The organism is Nonomuraea ceibae (genome assembly GCF_019396325.1).
In the GTDB taxonomy this organism is placed as follows: Bacteria; Actinomycetota; Actinomycetes; order Streptosporangiales; family Streptosporangiaceae; genus Nonomuraea; species Nonomuraea ceibae.
Genome location: NZ_JAHKRO010000195.1, coordinates 1 through 9,785 on the forward strand (window position 1 = coordinate 1; position 9,785 = coordinate 9,785).

The following is a 9,785-nucleotide window of genomic DNA, read 5'->3' on the forward strand; positions in this document are numbered from 1 at the left end:
GTCGGGGGTGGCTGTGACGAGGAGGCGGAGGGCGGCGTCGGGGGTGGGGCGGGCGGCGGGGTCCTTGGCGAGGCAGGCTTCGACGAGGGGCCGGAGGGCGGCGGGGAGGGCGGTGAGGTCGGGAGCGCCGGTGAGGATGCGGTGCATGACGGCCGGGAGGCTGTGGTCGCCGAAGACGGCGCGGCCGGTGGCGGCGAAGGCGAGGGTGGCGCCCCAGGCCCACATGTCGGAGGCCGCCGTGGCGCGGCTGCCGGCGAACAGTTCAGGCGCCATGTACGAGGGCGTCCCGACGAGGCCGCCGGCGGTGGAGGTCTGGTCGAGGACGCGGGCGATGCCGAAGTCGATGACGCGGGGCCCGTCGGGCCCGAGCAGGACGTTGCCCGGTTTGAAGTCGCGGTGCACGATGCCGGCGCGGTGGATGGCCGACAGCGCGGCGGCGGTGCCGATGCCGATGCGGATGACGGCGCCGGGTTCGCGGGGCCCGTCGCGGGTGACGAGCTGTTGCAGTGACTCTCCGGGCACGTACTCGCTGACGATGTACGGGCGTCCGCCGGTGAGGTCGGCGGCGAGCACCCGCGCGGTGCTGAACTGGGCGACGCGCCGGGCGGCGGCGACCTCGCGCAGGAACAGCTCGCGGGCGTGGGCGTCGGTGGGGGCGAGCGGGTGTAAGACCTTGATCGCGACCCGTTGCCCGGCGGCCGTCTCGGCGAGGTAGACGACACCCTGGCCCCCTTCGCCAAGACGGCCGAGCAAGCGGTGACCGCCTACGGATGCCGGATCCCCCGGCCACAGGGGAGCGGACACGCCGTCAGGAGGCCAGGACCGTGCTCAGGCGCTCCTGGCGGAGCTGCTCGTAGCGGGTGTCGTCGAGCGGGGCGAGCTCGCCGACGCGCCATGACAGCAGCAGGTCGGCCAGCGCGGGGTTGCGGGCGAGGGCGGGGCCGTGCAGGTAGGTGCCGATGACGTGACCGGCGTAGCAGCCCTCGAAGCCGTCGCCGTTGCCGACGCCCTTGACGGTCTTGGACAGCGGCCGGACGCCGGGGCCGAGCCGGGTGACGCCCATGTGGTTCTCGAAGCCGGTCAGCGTGGGCAGGCCGAGCGCGGCGTCGACCTCGGCCACGAGCTCGCCGACGGCGCGGGCGGGGCCGCGGGCGCTGGAGATGTCGAGCAGGCCGATGCCGTCGACCGGCTGGCCCTCCTCGCCGCCGAATGTGCTGCCCATGATCTGGTAGCCGGCGCAGACGGCGAGCATGGCGGCGCCGCGGGCCACGGCGCGGTGCAGGCCGCCGTCGCGGCGCAGGCGTTCGGCCGCGAGGATCTGCGGCCGGTCCTCACCGCCGCCGATCAGGTAGATGTCGCCGGTCTCGGGGACGGGGTCGGCGGACCGTACGTGGATCGTCTCGGTCTCGATGCCCCGGCGCTGCGCCCGGTGCTCCAGGACGAGCGCGTTGCCCTGGTCGCCATAGGTGCTGAGCAGGTCGGGGTAGATCCAGACGATGCGAAGGGCGCTGTCAGACGGCACGGCCGAACTCCGATCGGATCAGCTGGAAGGCGGTGTAGTTGGCGATCACGTCGACCCGGCCGGGCGGCTGCATGGCCAGCGCCTCGGAGAAGGAGGAGCACAGCGCGAACGGCACGTCGGCGACCTCCAGCCGGAGCGCCAGGTCGAGCCGCCGCTCGCCGGTGACGAACACCGGGCGGCCGCGCAGGATGCGGTAGTCGACGTCCCACAGCCAGGAGGTGTCGCGCCCGTCCGGGCCCTGGGCGTTGACGGACAGGATGATCGGCAGGCTCGGGTCGGTGACGTCGAACGCCTCCAGCCAGCCCGCCGGGTTCTTGGCGAGCAGCAGCCGGGCGTGGCGGCCGTCGCGCTCGACGGTCGTGTAGCGGCCGGCGACCGAGGTGACCTCGCGCAGCCGGGGCAGCGCCCGCTCGACCGGCAGCCCGAACGCCTCGGAGACGGCCAGCGCCATCGCCGCGTTGGACCGGTTGGCCAGGCCGGGGAGCTGGATGTCGAGCAGCCAGCGCTGCCCGCGCGGGTCGATGACCGCGTCGTCGTCGAGCACCCACTGCGGCTCCGGCCGGTGGAAGGTGCATTCGCGGCAGGCCCAGTCGACGCCCTTGCGCTCCAGCGGGCCGCCGCATTCGGGGCAGCTCCAGGAGTCTTCCTTCCAGCGCTGGCCGCCGGCCACCCAGGTGACCTTGGCGGCGGTCGAGGCGCCCCAGGTGACGAGCGGGTCGTCGCAGTTGGCGATGACGTGGGTGGGTTTGCCGGACAGCGCCCTGCGCCACTTCTGCGCCAGGAGCCAGATCTCGGCGGCGCGGTCCATCTGGTCGCGGCTGAGGTTCATCAGGCAGACGACGCCCGCGCCGGTGGTGTCGAGCACCTCGGGCAGGTATTTCTCGTCCACCTCCAGCACGCCGTAGGGGGCGCTCTTGTGCTGCGACAGCGCGGAGACGTGGCCCGCCGGCATGTTGGCGCCATAGGCGTTGGTGGCCACCTCGCCCAGCTCCAGCAGGGCGGAGGTGATCAGCCGGGTGGTGGTCGTCTTGCCGTTGGTGGCGCTCACCAGGGCCAGCTTGCGGTCGCGGGCGAGCTGGCGGAGCAGGTCGGGCTCGAGCATCAGGCCGACCCTGCCGCCGATCACCGAACCGTCACCCCGCCCGGTCATCCTGGACAGCGTCGCGGCACTGCGGCCCAGAGCGCTCGCGAGCTGAGCCCGCAGTGGAAGCTGGGTCATGAACAAGAATCCTAGTCGGCCCGGGGCATCCCGGGCCCTCCTACTCGCCGCCCGACTCCACGAACGCGATCTCCGGGGCGCCGCCGTCCTCGAACGGCAGCACGAACCGGCGCGGCCACGACAGCACGCCTTCCAGCCATCCGGCGCCCATCGTCTGGCCGACGTGGCGGAGCCTGGCGGGCGCCTCGACGCCGATGGCGACCGAGTTGACGTCGCGCTGGACGCCGTCGCCCTCGTCGTCACCGAGGATGACCCGCCACGCCAGCGCCCTGTTGTGCGCGACCTCCATCGACAGCGGGTGGTGGCGCAGTGCCTTGGCCCGGTGGCCGAGCAGCTCGGCGTGCATCAGGTCGGCGGAGCCGTTGCCGTTGGCCTGCTGGCGGAACAGCGCGTACTCCAGGGGCGGGGCGGGGCTGCGCAGGTCGGGCGCGGGCCTGCCGTACGGGAAGAGCCTGTCGACCTCGTGCAGCCAGCGCACCTGCGGGATCACCCACGACGCGCCGGGACGCTCGCCGCCCGGTTCGAGCGAGCCGAGCAGGCGGGTGGCGGTCTCGGCGGCCTTCTCGGTGAGCAGGGCGGGGTCGAACCAGCTCCGCAGCGACCAGGCGCGGCGCTGCACGGCCCGTTCGACCAGGGTGGCGAGCAGGCACTCGCGGCGGCGGGCCGGCAGGTCGGACCAGGCGCCCGCAAGGCTGCGCGGGACGCCGGGCAGCGGCCGGTTGCTGACGAACGCGAGCACGACCGTGTCGCACCAGATGCGCAGCCACGCCCAGTCGGGGGCGTCGGCGAGCACGTCGGCCTCGCGCAGCTCGACGAGCGTGCACGCCTGCCCGGTGCGGCACTGCGCGCCGCAGGCGGCCGAGCGGCGTCCGCGGATCGGCGGCGGTGGGCTCGCCAGCAGCTTCTCGCGTGACTCGCCGAGCGGCACGCGGACGCGCAGCGGCCGGTCCATCCCGTCGGCGAACACGGCGGCGTCGCCCGGCGGCAGCGACACGACGTGGCGGGACTGCTCGTCGCTGAGGTTCATGGCGGCGCCGACGAGCCGGCGGTCGTCCTCGGCGGGCAGCCGGTGCACGACCTTGAGCGCGGTGTTCTTGACCACGTCGGGGACGAGCTTGGTGGGGATCTGCTCGGCCACGACGATGCCCTCGCCGTACGCCCTGATTTCGGCGAGCATGCCGGCCAGGAGCTCGACGGCGTGGGTGGCGGCCCGGCCGGCGCCCCGGTCGCGCAGCAGCCGGTGCGCCTCCTCGATGACGATGACGTGCCGCAGGTCGGCGGTCTTCTCCTGGCGGGCGCGCATCCGCAGGTGCTCGACGATGCGGATGATCAGCGTGCCCATGAGGAACGCCTTGTCCTCGTCGTTGGCGACGTCCTCGATGGCGAGCACGACGTTGCGGCGCATGAGGCCGCCGATGTCGGCGGGGTGGCCGCCCTCGAAGAAGCGGCCCGCCGAGCCGACGCGCAGCGAGCGCAGCCGCAGCGAGATGAAGCCTTCTACGTCGGCCTGCACCTCGCGGCCGTAGCCGATCTCCTTGATCACGTCCATGGCGTGCTGCTGGAGCTGTTCGAGTGTCGGCACGCTGGGCGGGACCTTGGAGCCCGGCACCGCGCCGCCGGTGACGACGTCCCAGCCGGTGGCCTCGTAGACGCGCTGGAGGGCCAGCGACATGATCTGCGGGAACGGCTCCTCGGCGTCGAAGGCGGCCATGAACAGCGCCCTGACCATGTCGATGTGCGCCTGGACGGGGTAGCCGGGCTCGGGCTCCAGCGGGTTGATGCTGAACGGCACGCCGCCGGGCGCCGACGGGTTGATCACCGTGACGGGGCCGATCGACTCCACCCGGCCGGCCATGGCCGCGTACTCGGACTTGGCCGCCTCGATCGCGAGCCACGGGATGCCGGCGTGGCTGAGCTGTTCCAGCAGGTGCCTGACCGTCTGCGACTTGCCCGAGCCGGTCGCCCCGGTGACGAAGGCGTGCCGGTTGAGCGTGGCCAGCGGCACCCGGAACGAGCCGACGCCGCGGTCCTGGCCGTCGAGGATCTCGCCCAGCTCCAGCTCGCCCTCGCCCGCCTCGGAGGTCACGTCGAAGAACCCGGAGTCGAGCACCCGCACGCCCGGCACCTCCCGCCTGGGCAGCCCGGCGAGCGCCGCCAGCGCCCCCGCCGTGGCCGCGAAGGGGGCGGCGGCGCCGTCGGCGGGGTCCTGCATGGTGATGGCCAGCGCCTCGGGCAGCGCGTGCACCGAGCCCTGGGCGCTGCGCAGCCGGTACGGGTGGTGGCTCATCTCGACCGAGCCGACCAGGACGGGCGCGATCTGGCCCAGTTCCTCGGCGGTGGCGGCCCCGGCCAGCACCCGTACGTTCCACAGCCCGGCCTCGCGGAAGGCGTCGAGCTCCTGCATCCGGCGTTCGGCCCGCTCGGCGTCGAACCGGGACCGCTCGGAGGCGTCGCCGTACTGCCTGAGCACGTTGAGCTGGGTGCGCAGGTGGGCCACCTCGGCGTCGAGCAGGTCGGTCGGCTCGGCCACGACCAGCCAGGCGAACGGCCGCGACATGAGCGTCACCAGCGTCGACTCGAACAGCGTGGGCCGCTTCAGCTCGTCCGGGTCGAGCCCGGCGGAGTCGCGCCGGCCGCCGAGCGGCGGCGCCTGGCGGCCCGGGCACGGCGTCCACACCAGGTCGGCCAGGTCGGCCAGGTACTCCTCGTCGAGCTCGACGCCGCGCGCGCCGCCCGGGAAGAGCAGCGGCTGCGGCCCGGCGGGCCGGCCGGGCGCGTCGGGCGAGCGGCGCGGCTGGCGCGGCGGCGACAGCGGCCCGGCGTTGGTGATCAGTTCCAGCGGCGCGCCGGAGCCGCGCGACAGCCAGCCGATGACGAACGGCCGGTCCCGCTGGGCTGCCGACAGCACGGCGGGCAGCACGGTGACGAAATCCCACTCCGCCGACGAGCTGCGCGAGGGTGCTGCGATGGACTGGATCCGGTACCAGGGCCCGCTCAGCGACACACTCGGCTGCATTTCATCCCCCCACAGACGGTCGTTCAGTAAAACTCCGCCCCCCGCCAGCGCGGCACCTCGGCATTGACCATGTCATTGCCTGTCCTTGCGCCAGTCCAGGCGCGGCGGGGGCGGGCCCAGATTCGGCGGCGGCTCGCCGTCGCCGTTCTCCTGGTGTCCGGCGCCGAGGACGGCGTCGCGGACGTCCTCCAGCTCGCCCAGCGTCGTCTTGGGGAAGGTGAGGATGGCCGGGTTGGCGTCGGCCAGGCGGACGCGCCGGCCCTGCGCGGTGGCGTCGGTGACGATCACCGACGTGGTGGGGAGCTGCTGGAGCTGGTGCGGTTCGACGAGGAACTCGCGCGAGCGCTGGAGCACCCGCTCGGTCTCGGAGATCTTGTCGGCGGTCCTGCCCCACTCGGTGGACTCCGTGATGTCCTCGGCCAGGTCGGCGTGGCTCTCGGCGCGCTCCTGGCCGCCGTCGTCGAGCTGGTCGATGGTGGAGGTGTAGCCGCCGTCCAGGCGCGGCAGCGAGTCGCTGATCGTCTCGGTGAGCTGGGCCAGCTCCAGCCGGTGCTCGGTGCCGACGTGCTCGCTGGCGACGCGGGCGTCCTCGGCGTTGCCGAGCCGCATGAACGCCACCGCCGCGTGCCCCCGGCCCAGCCGCTCGCGCACGGTCGGGGTCAGCGACCGGTACGTGAGCACGAGCCCCGTACGGGAGGTCTCGCAGGCGTCCATGAGCCGGTCGAGCACGTCGCCGCGGAGCTTGTCCGCGCCCGCCACGATGATCGTGTGATACCAGGGCCGGTCGGAGGCGGGCGACTGGCGCAGGATGTGCGTGAGCGCCGTCGCGACGTACGTGCCCAGCACCCGGTTGCCGAAGACGCCCGCCTGGCGGTCCATGCTGACGACCCGCAGCCTCGCCGGGGGCAGCCGCACCGCCTGGGTGCCGAGCGTCTCCAGCTTGCGTAACTGCGACTCCAGCGCCCAGGCGCGCTCGATCACCACCCGGTCGCTGACGCCCCGCCCGAACAGCGTGCCGATGCGCTCGAGCTGCGACGCCGTGATCAGGCCGAACCGCAGGTCGTCGCGCGGGTCGCCGACCTGGGCGAGCGCCCGCAGCGCGGCCGTGACCTGGCTGATCGTGGCGTTCTCGCCGAGCACCTCCAGCACCCGCTCCAGGATCGCGTTGTCGAAGCTGAGGTCGCGGGTGGTGCGGTGCTCCTCGCTCACGCTGACCACGTGCGCCAGCACGTCGGCGAACGCCTCCGGCTTGAGCGTCGCGCCCAGGTCGAGCCGGGGCAGGTCGACGGGCAGCACCCAGACCAGCGGATCGTCGCCGCCCTTGCGGGCCAGCTCGATCAGGTCCTTGGCGATCGCGCCCTCCGACAGGTCGAGCACGGTCAGGTGACCGCCGCTGTAGAGGCGGGTGGCGCCCAGCAGCGTGATCAGCGCCGACCAGCCGGGCAGCGTGCCGCCCGCCACGTCGACGCGGTCGATCTCGTCGGGGACGGCCACGGCGTACCAGTTGAGCTGGCGGTCGTGGCGCTCCTTGACCTCCTGCCACTCCCGGTAGCGCTGGGCGTGCTCCTCCTGGGCGCGGAACAGCTCCCGGTCGCGCTCCTGACGCTGCCGGTCGGCCCGCGCCTGCTGCTCGGACACGCGGTATTTCACCGCCCGGTCGCCCTGGAGGATCGCGTACGCGCAGATCGCCGCCACACCGCCGGCCGCCGCTATCCCGAGGAGCGCGAACGACCAGTCCAGGTAGCCGGCGACGGCCACCACCAGCAGCAGCGCGGTCAGCGCCAGCATGAACATGCGCACGAACCGCACCGGCCGGTTGAGCATGTCCTCCTGGAGCCGCTCGCGGCGCAGCAGCTCGGGGTCCGGCCCGTCACCGGCGGCCGGCGCCTCCTCGGCGGGCGAGGGGCGCTTCGGCGGCGGGCCCGGATCGGGATGGAGCAGGAGGTACTGCCAGCCCAGATAGATGCGGTCCGACTGGAGCTGTGCGTGATCGGGATGCACGTCCGCCACGTGACCCCCTCCGGCTGCCCTGTGTCATGACAGCGTAAAAGCTACAACCCCTGCTGTGGCAGGGTTCGCGGCAATTCGGCCAGCGCAATGGGCGCATTGGGGTGAGTGGGATGAGTGTGACCTATTACCATCCATACCCATGACGGAACCCTCCGGCGGCAGCGACAAGCCGAGACGCCCGGTAGCGGTGCCCGCCCTGGCCCTGGTGGCGCTCACCGCCATCGGCGTCACCGCCCTGCTCGGCGGCCTCAACGAGGCGCCCGAGGCCCCGCCGCCCAAGGTCAAGACCGGGCACAGCTTCGACCAGGGCCAGTTCGAGACCCAGTTCGTGGAGTCGAAGGTCACGCTGCAGCGGGCGCAGATCGGGTCCGCCGAGAACAAGCGCTTCCTCGACGTGCTCTTCAAGGTCACCAACAAGACCGACGAGACCATCTCGGTCGGCCACCTGCCCACCGACAAGGGCAGCGGCTACAGCTTCGGCGGCGCGCTGCTCAAGATGACGCCCGAGATCAGGACGAAGTCCGGCGGCCGGCTGTTCGTCACCTCCAAGGGCGCCGAGTCCGCCCAGCTCCACCCCGGCGTCCCCGTCACCGTGGTCGCCCGCTACGAGCTCGACGCCGCCGCCGAGCCGCCCGCGGAGGTCACCTACGAGCTCGGCGTGTACGAGTCCGTCGAGAACCCCCTCACCGGCGAGACCAGCTGGATCCTGCCGAGCGAGGACGACCTCCTGGGCAAGCCGGGAGCGACCGAGGTGGCCGCCACGGTCACCCTGCCCGTCAAGCGTGAGGACGCCTGATGACCGCGCAGACCGTGGCCCCGCGCCGCTCCCGCCGTCAGGCCCCGCGCCGCCGCGGCGCCGGCGCCGTCCTGCTCAGCACCCTGGCCGGGATCGTCCTCGCCGCCGGCGCCGTGGGCGTCCAGTCGCTGCGGCTCTCCGTCGAGGAGACGGGCGCCCCGCTCACGTACGCGGGCGCCAAGGGCGAGATGGTCGACGCCGGGCGCTTCTCCGTCCGTGTACGCGACGTCACCACAGCCAGGACCGTCAGGAACCAGGACGAGGCGGTGACCGCCGAGCAGGTGTTCCTCGTCGTCGAGGCCGAGGCGACCGTGCCGAAGGAGCCCCTCCACCTGGGCCCGGCCGTGCTGCTCGCCGCCGACGGCAAGAAGTACACCGCCACGGACAAGGTCGACAAGATGGCGACGCTGGCGTACCCGTGGATCCAGCCGGGCTGGACGACCTCCGGGCGGTTCGTGTTCGAGGTGCCCGCCTCGGCGCTGGAAGGCGCGCAGGTCGTGTTCCGGCTGCCGATCGCCGGGCTGTACGTCGAGCCGATGCCGCCGGAGGCGCAGATCGACCTGGGCATCGACGCGGCGACGGCCAAGAAGCTGAGTTCCGCGCCCGCGGACGTTGTCGACCTGGGCGAGAAGAAGTAGACGATGAGCACTGACGACCGCGACTGGTTCGCCCCGGCCCCCGGCCGCCCGGCCCGGCCCGACGACCGGCCCCCCGCCGCCCCGCACCCGGGCGGTCCGCCCCAGGGCGGCTCGCCGTACCCGGAGGGCCCGCCCCAGAGCGGTCCGCCGTACCCGGAGGGCCCGCCCCAGGGCGGTCCCCCGTACCCCGGCTGGGCGCCGCAGGGCGGCCAGCCGCTCCCCGGGCGGCGCCGCCGTTCCAGGCCGGTGCCCCCCGGCCAGGGCACGCCCGGTCACGCCGCACCGGCCCCAGGTCAGGGCAGGCCCGGGGCGCCTCCGGGGCAGCAGCCGTACCCGGGGATGCAGCGGCGCGTCGGCGTGCACCCGGACCAGCAGGTGTGGCCGCCCATGCGCCGGGAGTCCACCAGCTCCACGCAGCCGATCCCGGCGATTCCCAGCGCGGGCCCGCTCCCGCCCGGCGCGGCCCAGCCGCCCGGCCTCGCGCACCCGCCCGGCGCCCACGCGCAGGGCCCGCAGGCCCGGCCCGGGGCGGCCTCCGGCGACGCCGAGCCGCCGGGGGGCGGCGCCCCGCCGGGCGCGGCGCC

General features: G+C 73.9%; 7 protein-coding genes and 1 pseudogene. 3 read left to right on the forward strand and 5 right to left on the reverse strand.

Annotated elements, in window-relative coordinates; all coding sequences use genetic code 11:
• The 5 genes from KME80_RS48315 to KME80_RS48335 form a co-directional block, all read right to left on the reverse strand.
• On the reverse strand, nt 1-753 hold a 753-nt coding region (locus KME80_RS48315; RefSeq protein ID WP_219519235.1), incomplete at its 3' end, for a serine/threonine-protein kinase.
• Nucleotides 754-808: 55 nt separating this feature from the next.
• Complete coding sequence (locus KME80_RS48320; protein WP_219519238.1) at nt 809-1,522, reverse strand: type 1 glutamine amidotransferase; 714 nt, start codon at nt 1,520-1,522, stop codon at nt 809-811.
• Nucleotides 1,512-2,741: a MurT ligase domain-containing protein gene (locus KME80_RS48325; protein ID WP_219519248.1), complete on the reverse strand. Its 1,230-nt coding sequence runs from the start codon at nt 2,739-2,741 to the stop codon at nt 1,512-1,514. The genes KME80_RS48320 and KME80_RS48325 overlap by 11 nt, the downstream gene beginning before the upstream one ends.
• Before the next feature lie 40 nt (nt 2,742-2,781).
• Nucleotides 2,782-5,757: an ATP-binding protein gene (locus KME80_RS48330; RefSeq protein WP_219519251.1), complete on the reverse strand. Its 2,976-nt coding sequence runs from the start codon at nt 5,755-5,757 to the stop codon at nt 2,782-2,784.
• A 72-nt stretch (nt 5,758-5,829) separates the two neighbouring features.
• Nucleotides 5,830-7,767, reverse strand: a complete 1,938-nt coding sequence (locus KME80_RS48335) for a hypothetical protein (RefSeq protein ID WP_219519253.1) — start codon at nt 7,765-7,767, stop codon at nt 5,830-5,832.
• A gap of 139 nt (nt 7,768-7,906) precedes the next feature.
• Here KME80_RS48335 and KME80_RS48340 point away from each other — a divergent pair, with 139 nt between their 5' ends.
• The 3 genes and pseudogenes from KME80_RS48340 to KME80_RS48350 form a co-directional block, all read left to right on the forward strand.
• Complete coding sequence (locus KME80_RS48340; RefSeq protein WP_219519256.1) at nt 7,907-8,563, forward strand: DUF4352 domain-containing protein; 657 nt, start codon at nt 7,907-7,909, stop codon at nt 8,561-8,563.
• Nucleotides 8,563-9,201, forward strand: a complete 639-nt coding sequence (locus KME80_RS48345; RefSeq protein ID WP_219519258.1) for a hypothetical protein — start codon at nt 8,563-8,565, stop codon at nt 9,199-9,201. Before KME80_RS48340 ends, KME80_RS48345 begins: the two co-directional genes overlap by 1 nt.
• Nucleotides 9,202-9,204: 3 nt before the next feature.
• A pseudogene (locus tag KME80_RS48350) lies at nt 9,205-9,785 on the forward strand (hypothetical protein); the annotation flags it as partial.